The organism is Nonomuraea indica (assembly GCF_002850745.1).
In the GTDB taxonomy this organism is placed as follows: Bacteria; Actinomycetota; Actinomycetes; order Streptosporangiales; family Streptosporangiaceae; genus Nonomuraea; species Nonomuraea indica.
This window is the reverse complement of the sequence record NZ_KZ559482.1, coordinates 19,697-40,837: the sequence shown is the minus strand read 5'-3', so window position 1 is coordinate 40,837 and position 21,141 is coordinate 19,697. Positions and strand designations below refer to the sequence as shown.

The 21,141-nt window shown below is 73.2% G+C and carries 10 protein-coding genes and 1 tRNA gene; 6 read left to right on the top strand and 5 right to left on the bottom strand.

Annotated elements, in window-relative coordinates; all coding sequences use genetic code 11:
• Window positions 1-13 precede the first annotated feature (13 nt).
• Complete coding sequence (locus CXR44_RS31845) at window positions 14-781, bottom strand: IclR family transcriptional regulator (protein WP_101789858.1); 768 nt, start codon at window positions 779-781, stop codon at window positions 14-16.
• Between the two features lie 294 nt (window positions 782-1,075).
• Between CXR44_RS31845 and CXR44_RS31840 the strand changes: the two genes are divergently transcribed.
• The 3 genes from CXR44_RS31840 (at window position 1,076) to CXR44_RS31830 (ending at window position 5,248) form a co-directional block, all read left to right on the top strand.
• Window positions 1,076-1,903, top strand: coding sequence for an MIP/aquaporin family protein (locus CXR44_RS31840; RefSeq protein WP_101789857.1), 828 nt, complete (start codon window positions 1,076-1,078; stop codon window positions 1,901-1,903).
• 33 nt (window positions 1,904-1,936) lie between these two features.
• Window positions 1,937-3,454 carry a glycerol kinase GlpK gene (gene glpK / locus CXR44_RS31835; RefSeq protein ID WP_101789856.1) on the top strand — a complete coding sequence of 506 codons (1,518 nt, stop codon included), beginning with the start codon at window positions 1,937-1,939 and terminating at the stop codon, window positions 3,452-3,454.
• Window positions 3,455-3,529: 75 nt separating this feature from the next.
• Complete coding sequence (locus CXR44_RS31830) at window positions 3,530-5,248, top strand: glycerol-3-phosphate dehydrogenase/oxidase (RefSeq protein WP_101789855.1); 1,719 nt, start codon at window positions 3,530-3,532, stop codon at window positions 5,246-5,248.
• Window positions 5,249-5,351: 103 nt separating this feature from the next.
• Here the strand turns inward: CXR44_RS31830 and ftrA are convergent, their stop codons facing one another.
• Window positions 5,352-6,344, bottom strand: coding sequence for a transcriptional regulator FtrA (gene ftrA, locus CXR44_RS31825; RefSeq protein ID WP_101789917.1), 993 nt, complete (start codon window positions 6,342-6,344; stop codon window positions 5,352-5,354).
• 239 nt (window positions 6,345-6,583) lie between these two features.
• Here ftrA and CXR44_RS31820 point away from each other — a divergent pair, with 239 nt between their 5' ends.
• From CXR44_RS31820 to CXR44_RS31810, 3 genes are all read left to right on the top strand, one after another.
• On the top strand, window positions 6,584-8,068 hold the full coding sequence (locus CXR44_RS31820) for a vWA domain-containing protein (protein WP_180903802.1): 1,485 nt from the start codon (window positions 6,584-6,586) through the stop codon (window positions 8,066-8,068).
• Window positions 8,069-8,162: 94 nt separating this feature from the next.
• Window positions 8,163-8,235 (top strand) — tRNA-Ala (locus CXR44_RS31815).
• A gap of 103 nt (window positions 8,236-8,338) precedes the next feature.
• Window positions 8,339-9,082, top strand: coding sequence for a nucleotidyltransferase domain-containing protein (locus CXR44_RS31810; RefSeq protein WP_101789853.1), 744 nt, complete (start codon window positions 8,339-8,341; stop codon window positions 9,080-9,082).
• A 61-nt stretch (window positions 9,083-9,143) separates the two neighbouring features.
• Here CXR44_RS31810 and CXR44_RS31805 read toward each other — a convergent pair whose 3' ends face one another.
• From CXR44_RS31805 to CXR44_RS31795, 3 genes are read right to left on the bottom strand one after another with little or no spacing between them, the layout of a single operon-like run.
• The gene (locus CXR44_RS31805; RefSeq protein ID WP_144070166.1) at window positions 9,144-9,668 is read right to left on the bottom strand and encodes a hypothetical protein; all 525 of its coding nucleotides are present in this window, start codon (window positions 9,666-9,668) and stop codon (window positions 9,144-9,146) included.
• A complete protein-coding gene (locus tag CXR44_RS31800; RefSeq protein WP_245899642.1) occupies window positions 9,661-10,209 on the bottom strand; it encodes a hypothetical protein in 549 nt (182 codons plus the stop codon). The genes CXR44_RS31805 and CXR44_RS31800 overlap by 8 nt, the downstream gene beginning before the upstream one ends.
• Before the next feature lie 21 nt (window positions 10,210-10,230).
• The gene (locus tag CXR44_RS31795) at window positions 10,231-21,087 is read right to left on the bottom strand and encodes a WXG100-like domain-containing protein (protein WP_101789851.1); all 10,857 of its coding nucleotides are present in this window, start codon (window positions 21,085-21,087) and stop codon (window positions 10,231-10,233) included.
• Window positions 21,088-21,141: the final 54 nt, after the last annotated feature.

Sequence of the window (21,141 nt, the reverse complement as noted above, 5' to 3'; positions counted from 1 at the left end):
GTGTGGAAAGTGGCTACCAGCGGGACGCACCGAGGTCCCGGGACACCGCGCGCGCGGCGTCGCGCACGAACGTCACCAGGGCGGTGTTGGGCTGGCCTTTGGCGTCGCAGATCCGCTCGACGGCGCCGGTGATCCCCATGGCCCCGACCACCAGGCCGCCGTGGCCGCGGATGGGCGCGGCGACGGCCGCCTCGCCCACCGTCATCTCCTCCACCTGGGCTGCCCAGCCCACCTCGCGGATGGCGGCGAGGGCGCGGGCCAGCGCCCTGGGCTCGACGATGGTGCGGCGGGTGAACGCGTCGAGCGGGCCGGCGCCGAGCGTGGCGCTGGCGCCCGAGTCGAAGGCCAGCAGCACCTTACCCAGGGCGGTGGCGTGCATCGGCAGCAGGGAGCCGACGTCGAGCGTCTGCAACGAGTCGTCGGGACGGAAGACGTGGTGCACCACGAGGACCTGGCCGTCGAGGACGGTGCCGATCTTCACGGACTCGCAGCTCCGCGCCGCGAGGGCGTCGGCCCAGTTGATCGCCCGCGAACGGAGCTCGTTGACGTCCAGGTAGCTCGTGCCGAGATGGAGCAGGGCGGCTCCGAGCTGGTACTTGCCCGTCGCGTCGTCCTGCTCCACGAAGCCGACCAGTTGCAGGGTCCGCAACAGGCCGTGGGCCGTGCCGCGCGGCAGGCCGAGCGAGGTGGCGATCTCTCCCACGCCGAGCCTGCCGGAGCTGCGGGCGAGCAGGCGCAGGATCGCCGCTCCGCGCTGGATGGACTGCACTGGACCTGGCACGGTCCAGAGCGTAGCCCCCTCTCGGGGGTCGTTCGACATTGTCGGCAGACCAAGCCCAAGAATCTACGCATACCCCTACATACTGGGGCGGGTGTGGGCTCGGTCATAGCCCATAGACGATAGCCCCGTATGTCATAGCTGACTAGTGTTCGACATTGTCGGCACCTTGTCGTTGACCCGCCCGTTTTCCTCACCTAACTTCCAGTCAACTGTGAGGCACCCCAGCGCCTCACCGACTTCCTGCCTGCGACGACGCCGGTCCCGGCGCGGTGGCGAGGCGGATGAGGAGGAAACATGGCGGAACGCCTGAAAGCCCGAGGACTCCTCGGCGAGATGGCCGCCGAGTTCGCGGGCACCATGATCCTGATCCTGTTCGGGGTCGGAGTGGTGGCCCAGGTCGCGGCAGCCGAGATCGGAGACCACGACAGCATCGCGTGGGCGTGGGGGCTCGGTGTGACCCTCGGCGTCTACGTCGCCGCCCGGATCAGCGGCGCGCACCTCAACCCGGCCGTCACCATCGCGCTGGCCGCCTTCCAGGGCTTCTCCTGGCGCAAGGTGGCCCCGTACGCGCTGGCGCAGACCCTCGGGGCCTTCGTCGCCGCGCTCATCGTCCGCTTCAACTACGCCGAGGTGCTGGCCAAGGCCGACCCCGGCTTCACCATCAAGACGCAGGGCGTCTTCTCCACGCTGCCGGGCAACGGCACCCTGCCCGTCGGCACCTGGGGCGCCTTCCGCGACCAGATCATCGGCACCGCGATCCTGCTGTTCCTCATCCTCGCGATCACCGACATGCGCAACAACGCCCCGCTCGCCAACCTCGCCCCCGTCGTCATCGGACTGCTCGTCGTGGCGATCGGCATGGCCTGGGGCACCAACGCCGGCTACGCGATCAACCCCGCCCGCGACCTCGGCCCCCGGCTGGCGTCGTTCCTCACCGGGTACGAGACGGCCTGGCAAGATCAATACGGCCAGCTCTACTTCTGGGTGCCCATCGTGGCCCCCATCATCGGCGGCCTGATCGGCGCCGCGCTCTACCAGCTTCTCGTGGGCCGCTTCCTGCCCGTCGACGACGACACCGAGCCGGGCCGAGTGCCGGAGAAGACCTCGTACGAGACCGTCTGACCATTCACACCCCCGTTGAGGAGGCACGATTCCATGCCGGACTTCGTCGGAGCCGTCGACCAGGGCACCACGAGCACCCGCTTCATGATCTTCGATCAGGGTGGCAACGAGATCGCCCGCCACCAGCTCGAACACGAGCAGATCCTGCCGCAGGCCGGCTGGGTGGAGCACAACCCGACCGAGATCTGGGAGCGCACCCGGGCGGTCATCGAGACCGCGCTCACCAAGGCGAACCTCGGGGCCGGCGACCTGGCGGCGCTGGGCATCACCAACCAGCGCGAGACCACGGTGGTGTGGAACCGCCGGACCGGCCGGCCGTACTACAACGCCATCGTCTGGCAGGACACCCGCACCGACCGGATCGCCTCGGCGCTGGAGCGCGAGGGCAAGGGCGACGTCATCCGCCGCAGGGCGGGCCTGCCCCCGGCGACGTACTTCTCCGGCGGGAAGATCCAGTGGATCCTGGAGAACGTCGACGGGGTCCGCGAGGCGGCCGAGGCCGGTGACGCGATCTTCGGCACCACCGACACCTGGCTGCTGTGGCACCTCACCGGCGGCATCGACGGCGGCCTGCACGTCACCGACCCGACCAACGCCAGCCGGACCATGCTGATGGACCTCGAGACCCTCGACTGGGACGACGAGCTGCTGTCGTTCTTCGGCATCCCGCGCCGGATGCTGCCGCTGATCGTGCCCTCCTCCCACTCCGAGGCGTACGGGCGCACCCGGCCCGGCGGCCCGCTGGCCGGCGAGGTCGTGCTCGGGGGCGTCCTCGGCGACCAGCAGGCCGCCACCGTCGGCCAGGTGTGCTTCGACGTCGGCACGGCCAAGAACACCTACGGCACCGGCAACTTCCTGCTGCTGAACACCGGCACCACCCCGGTGCGGTCCCAGCACGGCCTGCTCACCACGGTCTGCTACCAGCTCGGCGACCAGGCCCCGGTCTACGCGCTGGAGGGCTCGATCGCGGTGACCGGGTCGGCCGTGCAGTGGCTGCGCGACCAGCTCGGCATCATCTCCGGGGCCGAGCAGAGCGAGTCCCTGGCCCGGCAGGTGGACGACAACGGCGGCGTGTTCTTCGTGCCCGCCTTCTCCGGGCTGTTCGCCCCGTACTGGCGCTCCGACGCCCGCGGCGCGATCGTCGGCCTGTCGCGCTACAACAACAACGCGCACATCGCCCGCGCCACCCTGGAGTCGATCTGCTACCAGAGCCGTGACGTGGTCGAGGCGATGCGTCAGGACTCCGGGGTCGCCCTCGACGTGCTGCGCGTGGACGGCGGCGTCACCGCCAACGACCTGTGCATGCAGATCCAGGCCGACGTCCTCGGCGTGCCCGTCTCCAAGCCCGTGGTCGCCGAGACCACCGCGCTGGGCGCCGCCTACGCGGCCGGGCTGGCGGTCGGCTTCTGGAAGTCCTGCGACGACCTCAAGCAGAACTGGCAGGAGGACCGCCGCTGGGAGCCCCGGTGGTCGCAGGACCGGCGCGACACGGCCTACGCCACCTGGAAGAAGGCCGTCACCCGCACCCTCGACTGGGTCGACGTCGGCTGAGCCGGGCTCGCCCGGGGGCACGGGCGCGTGCCCCCGGGCCTCATCCCTGACTACGTGAAACTGAGGAGCTTTACTGTGACATCTGTACCGCTGGGACCGGCGTACCGCGCGGAAGCGCTGCGGCGGATGGACGAGAGCGAGTTCGACGTGCTGGTCGTCGGCGGCGGTGTCGTCGGCGCCGGAGTGGCGCTCGACGCGGTGTCGCGCGGCCTCTCGGTCGCCATGGTCGAGGCCCAGGACTGGGCGGCCGGCACCTCCAGCCGGTCGAGCAAGCTCATCCACGGTGGCCTGAGATACCTCGAACAGCTCGACTTCCGGCTGGTCAGGGAGGCCCTCCGGGAGCGCGACCTGCTGCTGACCCGGCTCGCCCCCCACCTGGTGCGCCCGGTGCCGTTCCTGTTCCCGCTCCGGCACCGGGTGTGGGAGCGGTTCTACGTCGGCGCCGGCATCGCCCTCTACGACCTGCTCGACGGTGCCCGTACCCTGCCGCGGCACCGCCACCTGAGCCGGCGCCGCGCGCTGGCCGCCGCGCCGTCGCTCAACGCGGACGGCCTCGTCGGCGCCGTCCAGTACCACGACGCCCAGGTCGACGACGCGCGCTTCGCGATGACGCTGGCCCGCACCGCGGCCCAGTACGGTGCCGCCGTCGTGACCAGGGCCCGGGTGACCGGCCTGGTCCGCGAGGGTGACCGGGTCACCGGCGCGCGGGTGCGTGACCTGGAGCGGGACGACGAGATCGTCGTCCGCGCCCGCCAGGTGATCAACGCGACCGGGGTGTGGACCGACGAGACGGGAGAGCTGGCCGGCAACCCGGGCGGCCTGCGCGTGCGCGCCTCCAAGGGCGTCCACATCACCGTTCCGCGCGACCGCATCACCCTGCACACCGGCCTGATCCTGCGCACCGAGAAGAGCGTGCTCTTCACCATCCCGTGGGGCCGGCATTGGATCATCGGCACCACCGACACCGACTGGTGCCTCGACAAGGCCCACCCGGTGGCCAGCCGCGCCGACATCGACTACCTGCTCGACCGGGTCAACCAGGTGCTGGAGACCCCGCTCACGCACGACGACGTCGACGGCGTCTACACCGGCCTGCGGCCGCTGCTGGCCGGGGACGCCTCCGACACCGCCAAGCTGTCGCGGGAGCACACCGTCGCCCGCCCCGCGCCGGGGCTCGTGGTCATCGCCGGCGGCAAGTACACCACGTACCGGGTCATGGCCCGGGACGCCGTGGACGTGGCCGTGCGTGACCTCGGCTCGGCCGTGCCCGCGTCCGTCACCCACCGGCTGCCGCTGCTCGGCGCGGAGGGATACGAGGCGCTGCGCAACGCCCGGTGCCGGCTGGCGGCCCGCGCCGGCCTCGACGTCGCCCGCGTCGAGCGCCTGCTCCGCCGCTACGGGTCGGCCGTCGTGGACGTCCTCGGCCTGGTCGAGGGCGATCCCGCGCTGGGCGAGCCGATCGCCGGCGCAGCCGACTACCTCAGGGCCGAGGCGGTGTACGCGGCCTCCCACGAAGGGGCGCTGCACCTGGAGGACGTGCTCGTCCGTCGGACCCGCATCTCGATCGAGGAGCGTGACCGCGGCCTGGCCGCCGCGGACGAGGTGGCGGCGCTCATCGCCCCGGTCCTCGGCTGGGACGCGGCGGACGTGCGGCGCGAGACCGAGCGCTACCGGGCTCTGGTGCAGGCCGAGATGTCGGCCGAGCTGCAGCCGGACGACGTGTCGGCGGACGCGGCGCGGGCGGAGATCTGGGCGCCGTTCGACCCGCGCGCCGGCTCCCGCGCCGTCGCCTGACCCGGCGCCCCACCGGGCTGCGCAGTCGCTGACGGGCGGCCGGGGCGGCGCGGTCGCCCGGCCGGTGGTCAGCGGAGGGGCCGCGCGGTCGCCCGGCCGGTGGTCAGCCGGCGACCGCGCCGCCGCCGAAGGTGCGGCGGTAGGCCGAGGGGGAGGTCCGCATGGCCCGGGTGAAGTGGTGCCGGAACGTCACCGCGCTGTCGAACCCGACGGCCAGCGCGACCTCCTCCACCGGCACGGTCGTGCTCTCCAGCAGCGGCAGGCTGGCCGCCACCCGCTGCGCGATCACCCAGCGCAGCGGGCTGGTGCCGGTCCGCCGCCTGAAGTGCCGCAGGAACGACCGCTCCGACATGTGCGCGGCCCTGGCCAGGCCGGCCACGCTGATCGGCTCGGCAAGGTGGTCCAGCGCCCAGTCCATGGCTCTCGCCACGGCGTCGTCGTCGGCCACCGGCCGCACCGCCGCCTCGATGAACTGCGCCTGCCCGCCCTCCCGGTGCGGCGCGATGACCAGGCGGCGGGCGATCGCGTTGGCCACTCTCGGGCCGTGGTCGCGGCGCACCAGGTGGACGAGCAGGTCGAGCCCCGCGGCGCTGCCGGCGCTGGTGAGCACGTCGCCGCTGTCCACGTACAGGACCGAGGGATTGACCCGCACCTCGGGATGACGGCGCTGGAGCAGGTCGGTGTACTTCCAGTGCGTGGTGGCCTCGCGGCCGTCGAGGAGCCCCGCCGCCGCGAGCGCGAACGCCCCCGAGCAGACCGACACCATCCGGGCGCCCCGCTCGTGCGCCAGCCGCAGCGCCGCCACCAGCTCGCCGGAGACGTCCGCGCGCACGTCGGGGACGCCGGGCACGATGACCGTGTCGGCCGTGGCCAGCACGTCGAGCCCGTGGGAGGCCTGCACGGTGAACCCGCCCACGGCCCGCATCGGCTCCCGCGTCTCGGCGCACACCCTCAGGTCGTACCAGGGCACGCCGAGCTCGGGACGCGGCAGGCCGAAGATCTCCACGACGCAGCCCAGCTCGAACGGCGCCATCCCGTCGAAGGCGAGCACGGCCACCGAGGGAAGCCGCGTGGGCGAAGCGACCGAATGGGGCATGGCCGCATGGTAGTACCGCCGCCGCGGCCGGGCGGACGAGGCCGTGGCGCAGCGCGGGCCAGCCATCGCGGACCGTAGGTCACCGGCCGGTCACGGCCGATCACACGCTGGTCGCGGTTTGCGCTCGCTTGCGTCACCGCCCCGGCCGCCGGGCGACGGGAGACCGTCGTAGGTCATGGAGGTGGTTCGCAGTGAAATTCCGCCCTTTGGTAGTAAGTGTCGGACTTATCGGATCACTCATGCTCGCGGCGTGCGGCGGTCCCGGCGGCTCGTCCGACGGCGCCGCCGACCGCGCCGCCGACAGCGCCCCCGACCGTGTCCCCGACAGCGCTCCCGACCGTGCCGCCCCCGAGCGGTCCGGCACGGAGCAGTCCCGTACGGAGCAGGCGCGGCCCGACCGATCCTCCCCGCGGGACGACCAGGACACCCCCGCCGCCCAGATCTCCACGTTCGCCCTCGACGTGGACACCGCCTCGTACGACTACGCCCGCCGTGCCCTCAAGGAAGGGCGATGGCCCGAGCCGGGACGGATCCGGCCGGAGGAGTTCGTCAACGCCTTCAGGCAGGACTACGCCGAGCCCGAGGGCGACGGCTTCGCCGTGCACCTCGACGGCGCGCGGCTGCCGGCGGGCGACGAGGCCGTGCTGCGGGTGGGACTGCGCACCCGCGGCTCCGACGCCGCGGCCCGCCGCCCCGCGAACCTCACCTTCGTCGTCGACGTGTCCGGCTCCATGGCGGAGACGGGCCGGCTCGACCTCGTCCAGCACGCCCTGCACACCCTGCTCGACCAGCTCGCGCCCGGCGACCAGGTGTCGATCGTCTCGTTCAGCGACCAGGCCAGGCTGGTCGCCTCGATGACGCCGCTCACCGCCAGGAGCGAGCTGCACGCCGCCGTCGACCGGCTCGCCGTCGACGGCGGCACCAACCTCGAGGCCGGCGTGGTGGCCGGCTACCAGGAGGCCGCCCGGGCGTACCGGAGCGCCGCCACCAACCGCGTCGTCCTGCTGTCCGACGGCCTGGCCAACCAGGGCCGGACCGCCTGGCAGGCCATCCTCGACCGGGTCAAGGAGCACGCGGGCCGGCAGGTCACGCTGCTCACCGTCGGCGTCGGCAGGGAGTACGGCGACGAGCTGATGGAGCAGCTCGCCGACAACGGCGACGGCGCGGCCGTGTACGTCAGCACCAGGGCGGAGGCGGAGAAGGTCTTCGTCTCCCAGCTGCCCGCCACCCTCGACGTGCGCGCCCGCGACGCCAAGGCGCAGGTGGTGTTCAACCCGGCGGTCGTGGCCGGCTACCGGCTCGTCGGCTACGACAACCGTGCCCTGACGGCCGAGGAGTTCCGCGACGACGACCGCGACGGCGGCGAGATCGGCCCCGGCCACGCCGTCACCGCCCTCTACTCCGTACGGCTCAGGCCCGGCGCGACCGGCCAGCTCGCCCAGGCCGCCGTCCGCTGGCAGCACCCCGACACCAGGGCGCCCGCCGAGGAGAGCCGGTCCATCGACGCCGGCGACCTCGGGACGGCGGTGTGGGAGGCGCCGCTGCGCCTGCAGGTGGACGTGGTCGCCGCCGCCTTCGCCGGCCACATGCGGGACCGGCAGGCGTTCGGCCTGGACCTGCCGGCGCTCGGCGCGCAGGCCAGACGGCTGGCCGGCGTCGCCGAGGACCCGATGGTCACCGAGCTCGCCGCCCTCATCGAGACGGCCCGCTCCGTGTCGGGCTGATCGGGCCCCCGGCCGGCCCGCCACCGCCGGGCCGGCCGGGCGCGCGCGTGTGCGTGAGCGGCCGAACATTCCGATACACTGGTGCACGCAGCAAGGGGCTATGGCGCAGTTGGTAGCGCGCCTCCATGGCATGGAGGAGGTCTGGGGTTCGAATCCCCATAGCTCCACCCTCACGAGATCCCGTCCTGACACAGGGCGGGATCTCGTCGTTTCCGGGGGCACGCGCCGCCACCAGCCGCCGCCCGGACGGCCCGCCCCCTGGGAGGAACGATGACGGAGACCCTGCCCGCCTGGCTGTCCGGCATCCCTGCCGAGCAGCCGCATCCGGTGGCGTTCGCGACGGTCAGCGGCGCGCACCTCTACGGCTTCCCGTCCGCCGACTCCGACGTGGACCTGCGAGGCGTGCACGTGCTGCCGGCCGAGCTGGTGGTGGGGCTGCGCACCGGCCCCGAGACCCTCGACCGGACGTGGACACGCGACGGCGTCGAGGTGGACCTCGTCACGCACGACCTGGCCAAGTTCTGCCGGCTGCTGCTGCGGCGCAACGGCTACGTGCTGGAACAGCTCCTGTCGCCGCTGGTCGTGGCGTCCTCCCCGGTGCACGAGGAGCTGGTCGCGCTGGCGCCCGGCTGCCTGACCCGCCACCACGCCCAGCACTACCTGGGGTTCGCGCGGACGCAGTGGCGGCTGTACGACCGGACGGGCGAGCTGAAGCCGCTGCTCTACACCTTCCGCGTGCTGGCGACGGGGCTTCACCTGATGCGCACCGGTGAGCTGGAGGCCGACCTGACCCGGCTGTACGCCTACGGCCCGCCGTACCTGCCCGACCTGGTGGCCGCCAAGCGGGAGGCCGAGCACGGCGCGGCTCCTCCCGTGCCCACGGCCGGCGACGACGTGGCCCGGATGACGGCCGGGCTGGCGGCGGAGAGCGAGGCGTCCACGCTGCCGGACGCGGCGACCGCCCACGACGGCCTGCACGACCTCGTGGTGCGCACCCGGCTCGGCCTTGGCTGATCCCGCCCTGGTCGAGCACTCCGAGGGGCTCCGCCCGCAGGCCGGCCTGGTGGCTCCGGCCCTACGAAGCGGCGCCCCGCAGGCTCTGCTCGTAGAAGGCGAGGTCGCTCTCCAGACGCTCGCGGGTGAAGCGGTCCGGCTCGCGCTCACGGGCGGCGGTGCCAAGGGGCGTCCAGAACGCGGTGGGCGGCAGCTCGTCGGCGTCCTCCGGCAGGAACTTGAGCGCCTCCGCGGCCGCGTCACGGGCCAGGCGCCAGCCGTCGGCGGCGCCGGGAGCGGAGAGCAGGTCGTCCTCCAGGGCCTGACGGGCGTAGCCGGCGCCGGTCAGCACCCACTCGCCCGCGTCGATCAGGGTCGAGACGCCGGACCCGAAGGACAGGCCCTCGTGCCGGGCCGCCGCCTCGGTGGTGTACGGGACGCGCAGCTCGATGTGGTGCCGCCCACGGTCGTAGACCAGCGTCCAGGCGGCGGGCCCCTCCGTGACCGTCGTCCAGGGGCGATGGTCGGGAGCACCGCCCGGCCGGTCCTCCGCGACCGTCAGGCTGATGTGCAGGTAGGCCTCGGCGATGGTGCGGGCTTCACGCATGGGCGCCGTCCGGGCCGGCGGTCCGTGCGGCCAGGTCACGGTAGGTGTCGCGGACGACGAGCAGCCGGTCCAGCGCGAACCTGCCCGGCTCGGCGGCGCGCACGCCGCGGCCCTGCGCGGACCAGAACGCGTGCTCGGGCACCTCGTCCTGACCCGGCGGCACGAACTTGACGACCTCCTCGACGGCGGCCGTGGCGATGGTGAGCGCCTGCCTGGCGGCGGCCGGGTCGTCGGCGGGGACGTTGCCCGCCGTCAGGTCGGCCACCCAGAGCCACTCGCCCGCGTCGAGGAGCTGGGACGGCTCGCTCCCGCCGAACGTGGGGAACTCCCCGGTCAGCGTCTCACGCTCCGGCAGGCCGAAGAAGAACTCGCGCCGGCTGCCGCAGTCGGCGCAGTCACCCGAGTAGCGCGAGACCAGCTCTCCGCCGGAGTGGGCCAGCGTCGTCTCCCAGGTGGTCTCGACCGAACCGCAGGTGCACGGGTGCAGATCGAGGTACAGGTGTGCCTCGTCCCGCGTGCGGGCCACCGCGAACGGCATCATGCCTCCTTTGTCTCATGGCCATCATGCCAGGACGTGCGGCTCGGTCTCGTGCGACGACGAGGGGGCCGGGGGCTCCGCCGGACCGCCGGGCTCGGCGGGTCGCGCCGGCGGCGCGGTGGTCTCCGGCGGCCGCGCGGGGGAGCCGGTTCTGCCGATGCGCTCGTCGAGCAGCGTCTCGACGTCCGGCAGTCCGGCGCGCCTGCGCAGCTCCTCCTCCGGAAGCCACCAGCCGGTGCCGTTGGCGAGCCGGCGCATGCGCTCCCAGAACTCGCGTCGCGACTCGCCCCTGACACTGTGGTCGAGCAGCTCGACGAGCTGGACGGCGAGCGGGCCGGGAAGCGCGCCCCGGTTGGCGTCGCGGCCGGGCGAGCGCCTGCCCAGCCCGTGGGCCTCCGCCACCTGGACGAGCTGGTCGAACCGGCCGGCACGCTGCTGGGGGGTGGCCGAGCGCACCTGATGGATCAACTCGTGCAGCTCGGCGACGAGCTGGGCCTTCGCCACGAACGCCGCGCTCTCCGCGGTGACCGGGCCGGTCCGCGGCACACCGGACGCCGTCGCGACCAGACCGGCCACGGTGACGGCCACGGCGCGCTCCACGAGCGGCACCGGAGAGGTGCGGTTCACGGTCAGCACGTGCACCCCGTCATGCTCGGTCAGCTCGACGGGGCCGGCGGTCGGGGTGTCGCTGAGGACCACCTCCACCAGGATCGGCGTGCCCCGGCGCGTGGTGACGTCCACGAGAGCCGAGCCGTACGCGGTCGCGGTGGCGTTGTGCAGGGTGGCGGCACGGGCCACGGCGGCGACGGCGGCGGCGACGGCGTGGTGCGGGGCGCGGCCGGCGAACTCGTTGATGGCGTCCAGGTGCGCCGCGGGCAGCAGGCCGGCGCGGGCGGCGCTCACCTGCCGGGCCGTGGCCCCCTCGGTGCCCGGCATGAGCCCCGCGTTGTTCAGCTCGGTGCGGAGCTGGTCCTCCACGAAGCCCCGCTCCAGCAGGGACGCCTCGGCGCGGGCCGCGATCAGGGCCCGGATGCGGACGAGTGTGGCGGCGTCGCCGCGCCGGAGCTGGGGGACGGCGTTCAGCGGGCCGGGGACCAGCGCGTCGCCCGGCGCGAGACCCGCCTGCGCCGCGACGGCCTCGGCGATCAGCTCGGCGACGCGCAGGCGGACGGCCGACCCGTCGGCGGGCGAGACGGCCACCGACAGCCGGACCGGCTCCGACGCGCGAACCGCCACCTGCCCAGGCGGCAGGTCCGCCTCGGCAACGTCGAGGGTGAGGTCCCCGGCGGGGCCGGAGACGGTGAACGTGCCTGAGGTCACGGGCGCCACGCTCGCCCGGACCGTGCCGGCCGGGGTGACGGAGGTGACGCCCGCCAGGTCGGCGAGCGTGCCGAGGCCCAGCCCGGTGGTCGGCAGCGCGCCGATGGAGCCGGCGTGGAAGCCCGGTTGCGTCTGCCGCCCGGCCGACCACGGGTAGGACGGGTGCGACTGGCCCTGGTCGAGCAGGGCCCTGCCCAGGGTCCGCAGGGCGTGCTCCCACTTGCGCACGTCGTCGAAGGTCTGCGGCGTGGCGTCCTGCTCGTACGCCGCCTTGGCTGCCACCCACCGGCGCGACAGGTACCTGAACTCGTCGAAGCGGGCCGACACGCAGTCGTCGCGCCCCACCGACGGTCGCAGCGCGGACATCCAGCGGCGCAGCACTCCCTGCCGGGACCTGGCCGCGTCGGCGGCGATCCGGCGGCCGGCGTGCGAGATCTCGTGCAGCACCGCGCGGGCGAGCTGGTCGTTGGCCGTGCGCGGCGGCACTGACAGGTTCCGGGTGCGCAGGTCCGTCTCGCCGACGTTACCGGGAGTGACCTCGCCGATCGAGACCTCGAAGCGCAACGTCCCCCACGACTCGGTCTCCACGACCAGCGTCGAGCCGGACCACGTCCAGCCGAGCACCTTGCCGCCGAAGTCCGAGACGCGCAGGTCCCGCTCCACCGCCTCCTTCAGCTCGTCGAGCGTCACGTCGCCCAGGTGCGGCGCACGGCCGTCGGCGACGAACGCCGAACCGGCAACCTCGGGTGCGTTGACCGACGGCGTGCTCACCGACGGGGTGCTCACCGCCGGGGCGCCCCCCGGCGGGGCGCTCGCCGACGTCGCCTCCGAGCCCATCGCCGAGACGCTTCCGGCGGCTCCGGTGTCACCGTCCGGCTGCGGCGTCGGCCAGATCGCGCCGTGGTTGTGCACCGAGGACACGTCCACGCCGAGGCCGACCAGCTCGGACAGGACCCGGAGGGCGAAGCGCTCCTGGGTGCGCGGTCCCTCGTACACCTGGCGCAGGTTCACGTGGGCGTCGTCGGCGAGCCGTACCAGCTCGGGGGATAGGGTGGCGAACGCTTCGGCGAACCCGGAGTCGTGCTCGTGCTCGTCGCCGATCAGGCGGCCCTGCGGAGTGGCGAGGAAGACCCGCTCGGTGCGGTCCGGCTCCGTGATCCGCACGAGGACGTCGCGCCCGCTCTCGATGGCGTCGATCCGGGCCTGCAACAGGGACGTCCACGGGCGGGCCGGGTCGCTCTGCTGGGCGGTGACGTTCGCGGGAGCGGCGGCGGGAGCGGAGGCGTCGCGGGAGATCTGCCACTCGGGGCCCAGCGTGCCGCCGGACTCCAGGATGGCGGTCATCGCCTGGTAGTCGGTCTCCGACATGATGACGATCGCCTCGCCGGTGGCGGCGCCGGGGATGTGGACGGCGTTGCCCTGCCTCTTCGGGCCCTCGGGGGTGAGCGCCTGCCGGGTCATGGTGAGGTCGTAGTGCGTGGTGAACCGGACGATGACGGCGTCGTCCTTCTCCATCCGGGTCATCTCCCGGCGGATGCCGCCGCCGTCCGACACGCTCACCGACGCCTGCTCGCCACCCGAGACGCCGCCGCTGAGGCCGCTCGCGGAGTCCTCCATGCCGGTGCCGCCGCCGATCGGGAAGGCCATCCCGCCGGAGCTGGAGGAGCCGGTGGTCCGCTGGATACGCCAGACATCGCCCAGCTCGACGTCCTTGACGCCGCGGGCCAGCACCTGCATGTCGGTCGCCGACGCCTTGACCCGCATCTTCACCACGCGGTTGCGCAGCCCCTCCACGGGCAGCGTCATCTCGTGCCCCTGCTCGCCGTTCATGCGTTCGAACAGGGTGGTGGTCGCGGTCTCCGACAGGAGGTTCAGCAGCTCGGTCTCCAGCACCTCGACGCCGTCGCCGAGCAGCTTCTTGTTCTTGAGCGCCTTGACGACGTTCCTGTGGAGGTCGGTGCGGACGGAGTTCGCGGCGAAGCTCTGCGGCAGCGTGACCTGCCGAGGGTCGTAGCGCCTGGCCGGTTCGGCGGCCTGCTCCGCGCCGATCCTGACGAATCCGTTGGGGATGAGCCGCACCATGGTGCCGTCCAGCTCGATCGGGGTGCTGGTGACCGTGCGGCCCGCCTTGATCCCCAGGCCGTTCGGGCGCGCCTGTTGCGGGGTGCGTTCCACCTCGACGGTCATCCTGAACTTCTGGCTGACCCGCTCCATGCCGCCGTTGAACATGGCGACGCGCTGGATGCGGGTCTCCTGCTCGGCGGCCGAGCCGGTGGCCGACCGGCCGCGGTCGGTCCTGACGGAGGCGTTGCTGCCGTGGCCGTCGCCGGAGCGGTCGCCGCCGGCGTTCACCGCGTTTCCGGCGAACCGGGTCTCCGCCAGGATCTCCTCCAGGTAGGTGTAGTCCTGCCAGATGCCGCCGATGTCGTCGACGTGTTCCAGGAAGATCGCGGGGTCGTCGGTGAACTCGCCCCGGACCTTGACCACGACCTCCTCGCGCCGGCCCAGCGCGTCGAACGGGGTGTAGTAGCGGAGCTGGAGCCCCTCCTCGCTGAAGATCGTGTCGATCGGCCCCACCCAGCGGTCGTTGCTGAAGATCTTGCGCAGGCTGTCGGGGATCGCCGCGTCGGACAGCGCCTCAGTGGAGACGGACGCGACAGCCTCGCGGACCGCGTCCAGCAGCTGCACGTCCTCGCCGTTGCGCTGCAGCCGCGCGGTCTCGATGAGCGTGTGGCCGATCCGATCCTTGATCCACGACGGGAGCTGCGCCTCGCGCACGGCCTCGACGATCTCGGTGGCCCGCATGAGGAACTCGTCCACCCGCGTCAGTGTCGAGCCGGCGTCCACGAGCGGCTTGAGCGCGGCGATCAACGCCGCGGGCGTGTGCCGGTCCGCCAGCGGGACCGGAGCGGGGGACTGCTGCAACGCCTCCAGGTACCGCTTGACGAGCGGCACGGCGACCGAGCGGTCCATCTTGAGGGTGCCGTCGAGGAACCGCTCCACCACGTCGGCCATCTGGGCCAGCGGCAGGTTCAACGTGCCCTCGGCGTACATGCGCAGGACGTGGCGCTCGGGCACCGTGTAGAGAAGGGTGCCGTCGGCCGTCCGCCCCACCGGCTCCGCGCCGGTCGGGCCGCCGGTCACGTCGAAGGCCACCTTGGCCGTGAAGACGTACTGGTTGCCCGTCTCGATGGCGAGCCGTTCGCGCCCCCAGATCGCCAGGTCGGTCTGGGCCCGCGACTCGCCACCGGAGTGGGCGCCGCCCACCTTGCCGCCTTCACCCGAGCCGTCGGCGTGCTGGTGGGACACGCCGGCCGAGCCCTCGACCTTCCCGCTGTGCGACCTGGCCGAGGTGACGCCCATGCTGGCCAGGGTGAGGTTGATCTTGCCGTTCACGTCCGTGACGACGCCGACGAGTGTCGAGTCGCCGATCGTCGCACGCACGTCGGCGGAGCCGGTCGACGGGCTCAGACCCTGGGGCCGGACCAGGAGGTTGCTGCCGTACGCGGTCGTGAACATCTCCGGGTGGGCGGTGAGGGTGTAGCTGTTGGCGAGCTCGGCGAGGTGGTGGTAGGCGGGCGAGTCCGGGTCCGTCATGTCGAGCACCCCCTGCAGCGCCTCCAGCAGGTCGCCCGTGTCGACCTGCTGGGCGGTCAGGTACTCCCGCACCTCCGCCGGAGTCTCGAAGCTCTCACCGAACGGCGACGTGCCGTCCGGGGGAAGCAGGTCGCTGGAGATCAGCACCTCGGCGGTGCCGTCGCGCTCGGCCAGAAGCTCCCGCGTACCGTCCGCGTGCAGGATCTCGACCCGGGCGGTGTGCCGGATCGCGAACGCCGCCAGCGGCGCGCCGTTCTCGTAGAGCCCCACGTAGTTGATCGTGAGGCCCTGCGTGTGCCCGGTCGTGCGGGAGTAGTCCCGGCCGCCGCCCACGCCGACGTTGGGGCTGACGCCTTCGGTCTTCTCCGGGACGACGTGCTTGACGTTGGCACCGGCGCCCCAGCCCGCGTTCTCCGTGCGGCTGTGCGACCAGACGTTGGTGTCGCTGCCGATGGGCAGGTGCGCCAGCGCCTCGGACTCGATGATCCGCAGCAGCTCGGGAGGGATCCTGCCGTGCTCGGCGGTGAAGTGCTGCTCCAGCGTGACGTTCAGGGTGATGACCTGCGGCGCGCGGCCGGATTTCCGGACGACCAGTTTGATCGGGATGCCGTCGGCGGTGGCCTGGTTGTAGCCCGACTGCAGCCGCTTCTTGTCGATCTGGCGGTCGATCTCCTCCTCGTTGAGCATCTGGCTGACCCGTTCGAGCGGGTCCTTGCTGTATTGCCGCTTGCCGTCGACGATGGGCGCCAGGATGCCCTTCCTGCGGAGCCCTTCCTTGACGTCCTCCTTCAGCTTCTCGGCCTCGCTGATGCCTCCGACCCGGCCCGGGCCGGCGCCGCGCACCTTGCCGGGCTCGTTGCCGTAGATGGGCGGCAGCTCCGCCTTGCGGCCCTCCGGCGGATCCGGGGTGCCGTCGTCGCGGTAGACCCGTTCACCGTTCTCGACGGTGAACGCCTCGGCGTCCACCGGCATGCCGTACTCGTGGGCGTCCTTCTCGGCGAACCTGAACAGGCCCTTGCCCTCGCCGGTGATCGGGCCGATCTCCGTGTCGGAGTCGATGAGCTGCCCGGTCACCACGTAGTCGAACTCGACCTCCTCGCCCTGCGAGCGACCGGTGAAGCGCTGCACGCTCGGGTGGTAGGTGACGCCTTCCACGCTCAGTCCGTCGGAGACGGACGCGCCCACCGATCCCCGCCCGTTCGCGCTCGGCCCGATCGCGTACTCGCCGTCGCCCGGGACCGCGTCGGCCGTGAAGCCGGTGACGCCGAGCGTGGTGGACACGCCCCTGGACCGGCTCGACGACTGGTTGCCCGTGGCCTTGACCACTTCGACGCGCAGCCGCTCCTGCCAGACCTCGCTGGCCGTGCCGACCCGCTTGAAGCTCTTCAGCCGGGGAACGGCCTTGATCTGCAGCTGGACGAACGGCTTGCCGTTGACGTGGATGATCCGCCGCAGGCCGCTCGGGTCGTTGACCGCCTCGTCGATGCGGCCGTACAGGTCGTCGATCATGGCGGTGTAGAGCTGCCGGCGGGCGACGCTGCCCGGCGGGAAATGCTCCTCGCCCAGCGCGCGCGCCGTGTCGTCGGCCAGTTTGACGAGCCCGGTCAGGCCCAGCGCGACGTTCTCGGGGAAGGGCGTCTTGCCGCGATCCTTCTCGTCGAGCTGCGCCTCGCCCGGCGGCGGGGGCTCCATGTAGGCGTGGGAGACGTAGACCCGCAGGTTCGTGGGGTCGTTCTGGTCGCCGTGGGACACCGTGACGGGGTCCGACCAGTTCGGGTGCTTGGCGGTGCGCACCCGCACCGTCCACGTGGCCGCCGCGTCGTACGCGACGGACTCGACCCGGTCGTCCGCGACTCCGCCCGGCAGCGCGGCGTTGCCGGCGCTGCCGGTGAGCGACTGCGCGTGGCCCCCGCTGGGCGACACGCTCAGCTCGAAGTGCTTGAGGAACTCCTTGGCGTCGCCGTCGGGCAGCGCCTTGATGAGCGTGTGGAGCCTGTAGGCGGCGTCGGCGTTCTGGCTGTAGTTGGCGGAGGCGCCGACGGACCGGCCACCCTGCGGCAGCACACCGTTCATGATCTCGGAGGCCACCTTGCTCGCGCCCAGCACCTCCACCAGGTCGGTGGCCGAGATGTGGATGAGCAGCTCGCCCGGCGTGCCGCGGCCCACCCGCACCAGCGCGCCGTCGCCGGAGATGATCCGGCTGAACTCCTCGGACAGGACGCGTTCCAGCGTGTCCGGGGTGAAGGTGTGGTCGATGCCGTTCCGCCACATCATCTCGTTGACGGTCCGGGTGAGCCGGTTGAGGTGCGGAAGCCGGTCCGCCGGGACGAACGACGGGGCCGCCTCCGGCGGGGGCGCCGCCTCCCGCAGCGCCGCCTGGAGGTCCGTCAACCAGTTCTGGGCCTGGTCCGCCAGCTGGGCCAGCTGTTCGGCGGTGGGGGGCGTGCCCTGCTCCAGCGAGGACAGCAGCTTCTCGTAGGCCTCGCGCGCCTGCTCGGCGTACTCGCGCGCCTGCTGGTAGTTGTCCGCGATGCGCCCGTGCCGGTTGGCCTTGGCCTGGGCCTTCTCGGCCGCCGCCCAGGCCTTCCTGGTCCGTTCCGCCGCGCCGCGGTCACGCTGCTCCTGCGCGGTGTAGTACTCCGCGAGCTTGACGACCGCCTCTTCCATCGCCGCGGTCGACGACGTGCGCTTGGCCTCCTCGCGCTCGGTCAGGCCCTCGACGGTCCTGCCCAGCGAGTCGATCGTGTGGCGGACGTAGGAGGTGAGGTCGGACAGCGGCGTGTCCGGCGCCGTCGGCGCGGCGGACGTATGGTGCTGCCCTCCCGACCACGGGGGCAGCGGCGGCGTCTGGCCCCGTTCGCGCAGGTCGTCCAGCACCCGGTTGATCTCGTGCGCCCAGATGTTCCGCTCGTCCATCGTGGCGGCGGCCCGCCACTTGTCCGACAGCAGGCGGAACTCGTTGAGCCGCGGCAGCACGCAGCTGTCCACGCTCCGGCCTCGCTGGGAAGGCGACAGCCACCGCCGCGCCACGCCCTGGGGCCGGCCGCCGGCGGCCGCGGTGTCGTCCTGGAGACGGTGGGAGACCTCGTGCAGGACGGCGCGGGCCAGCGACTCGTTGGGGCTGCGCGGCGCGACGCGCATGATGATCGGGTCGGTCGCGGTGCCGGTGGCGCCGTCCGAACGGGCCATGTCGTCCCCGACGGGACCGACCATGACCCGGTAGTGGAGCGTGCCCCGGTTCCTGGTCTCGACCACCAGGAGATCGGACGGCTGTGGCCAGGTCAGATCGAGCACATGGCCGCCGAAGTGCGCGAGGGTCAGCTCGGCCAGGACCGCGGCGTGCACCTCCGCCACCGTGGCGTTCCCGTGGTGCGCGGGCCGGCGGTGCTGGAACAGGGACTGCGAGATCTGCCCGGCGGTGACGGTCCCCGGCCGGCTCGTCGTCGCGGCGTTCGGGCCCGTGGCGTTCGGGCCTGTGGCGTTGGTACCTGAGGCGTTCGCGCCCGCGTCCGGGGAGGAGAACGCCGCCAGCCGGTCGGCGATCTCCTGGGCGGCCGTGCTGTAGAAGCCCGGCCGCAGCCCGGCGTCGGGGGCGGGGGCCCGGGCCGCCAGGCCGGCCGCGAGGCGGTCCGCTCTGTCGGAGCCCGAGGTGTCCACGTCCAGACCCTCGGCGGCCGCGTGCGGGGCGGCCTTGGGATCGACGTGCGCGAGCTGGTCGAGGCCCTCCATGGCGCCCTCGGCCGGGGGTCGGCCGGCCGCGACGGCGATCTCGGTGCCCAGCGCGGCCGCCGCCGCGGCGCGCAGCCGCTCGGGGGTCGCGCCGTTCGCCGTCCGGATCATGACCAGGTCCTGCACCCGTCGCAGGGCCTCCGGGGTCAGCGTGACCACGCGGCCGCTCGAATCGGTGATCAGCATGCCGCCGTCGTCCAGCATGAGCCCGTGCGCGAACGCCGTCCGCTGGACATCGGCCACCGTCCGCTGCGCGATCAGGGTGGCGGGGTTGTCGGCGGACGCGTTGGCGTTCGCCGGAGCGGTGGCCGGGCTCGTCGTCTGACCGGGCGTCTGGCCGGTCGCCTGGTTGGGCGTCTGGCCGGTCGCCTGGTCGGGCGTCTGGCCGGGGGATGGCGCCGTCTGCTGGGCGGCCTGCTGGCCGGCGGAGTTGTCGGGCGCGGCCTGGCTCGCGGGCTGGCTGTTCTGGGCCCCCTGGCCGGTGTCGGGCGCCTGCCCCGGGTCGGGCGACTGGGCGGCCGGAGCGGACGGCGACGGAGCCTGCCCGGCGGTGGGCGCCTGGCCGGTCTGGCCCTGCGCGGGCGCCGGTGCGGCGGGCTGGCCGGGCGTGGGTGCCTGCCCCGGTGCGGTGGGCTGGCCGGGTGCGGTGGGCTGGCCGGGTGTGGTGGGCGACTGCTGGTTCGCCGGGGCCGGCCCGTTGCCGCCCTGGTCCGGCTGCGGGCCTTGGGGAGCGGGCTGCTGGCCGCCCTGTCGCGCGCCGGCCGGCAACTGCGGCGAGGAGGGCCCGTTCGACGCGGCGAGCGGGTTCTGCTGGGAGGCCGAGGAGCCGGTGGGCGGCGTGCCGGGCGTCGTGACCTGCGAGCCCGTCCGCTGCGGCGTGGCGGGGGGGCCCGCCGGGGGCGTGGCCGTCTGGCCCGCCGGCACGGGGCCGGTGGGCGAGTCCGGCGTGGGCGAGCCGGGCGTGGGGGAGCCGGGCGGGCTCGACGGGCCGGGGCCCGACGGCGGCTCGGACCTGGTGGACATGGCCTGGTTGACCGCCCGCTCGAGGTCGCTGCGCGCCGCGAGATCGGTCGCCCGGTCCAGCGCCGCGCTCGGGTTGAGCAGCGCGGCGGCCACGTCCGGGTTGAACGGGCTGATCGTCCCGGCACGCCCGACGCCGCCCATGAACCCGCCGACGAACGCCTCCGGCCCCGGCAGCACCAGCCGCTGGTTCACCGCCAGTTCCGCCGCGACGCTGCTGGCGGGGGAGACGATCATATTGTTCACGCCGATGCTCAGTGCCCGGCCCGGGAAACGCAGGAACGCGTTCCCCCAGCCGGGCGCGTCACCCGCCATGCGATTGAGCCGGCCGATGCCCGGCAACCGGTTGACCAGCCGGGAGATCCGGTCGGCCATGCGCATGCCAAGACCGGCGCCGAAGCCCGCACCCACCGTCGTGAGCAGCATCCGCTTCCAGTCCCACTCCGTGCGGGTGCCCATCTCCATCTGCTTGTGCTGGGTGTAGACATCGATGAAGAGCCCTTCACCGATCTCCTCGACCCCCTCACGGCCGAACGGCGAGGCCATCAGGCGGGAGGCGACGGAGGTGATCGCGCTCAACGTGGTCAGCCGTCCGGCCGTCGTGGCGACGAAGCCGCGGCCGGCGTTGATGGCGAGGATCTCGAGGATCCGGCTGACGGCCCGGCGCGCGGCCGCCGCGTACGGGCCGACCAGCCAGGCGGTGGTGCCGGCGGAGAAGAACGCGGCGACCATCGCGATGAACGCCGCGGTGATGGCCACCCAGAAGGACACGTTGATGGAGATCTTCGAGTACTGGGTCTCGCGGGCGAAGGCGTCGAACTGCTGGGCGTAGCCGTCGGCCCAGGTCGCCACGGCGCCGGCCCCGGCCTCCATGCCGAACAGCTCGGAGACCCGCTTGATGTGGTCAGGGGTGCCTGGCGCGTCCCAGCCGTGGACGAAGTTGGTGACGGCCTTCTCCGTCGGGTCCAGGGCGTCGAGCACGGCTTTCGCCGTCCGCTTGTGCGGCCTGCTGGCCGCCCACAGCCCGCTCTCGCTCGCCTTCGGCCAGGCCTGGCCGGAGGCGAGCAGGGGGATCAGGATGCGGTTGACCCACTGCGGCAGGGCCTCGGTCTCCCACACCGGCTGGATGTCGGTGGCCGACGTGCCGCCGCTCCCGCGGAACGTCTGAGCGCCGGGGACGTCGCTGTTGACGTCGCCGTTCCCGTACCTCGACATGCCACCCCCGCCCCGATCCCGTCACCCCGTCGCCGCCCGCCTCGTGCGGGTGGC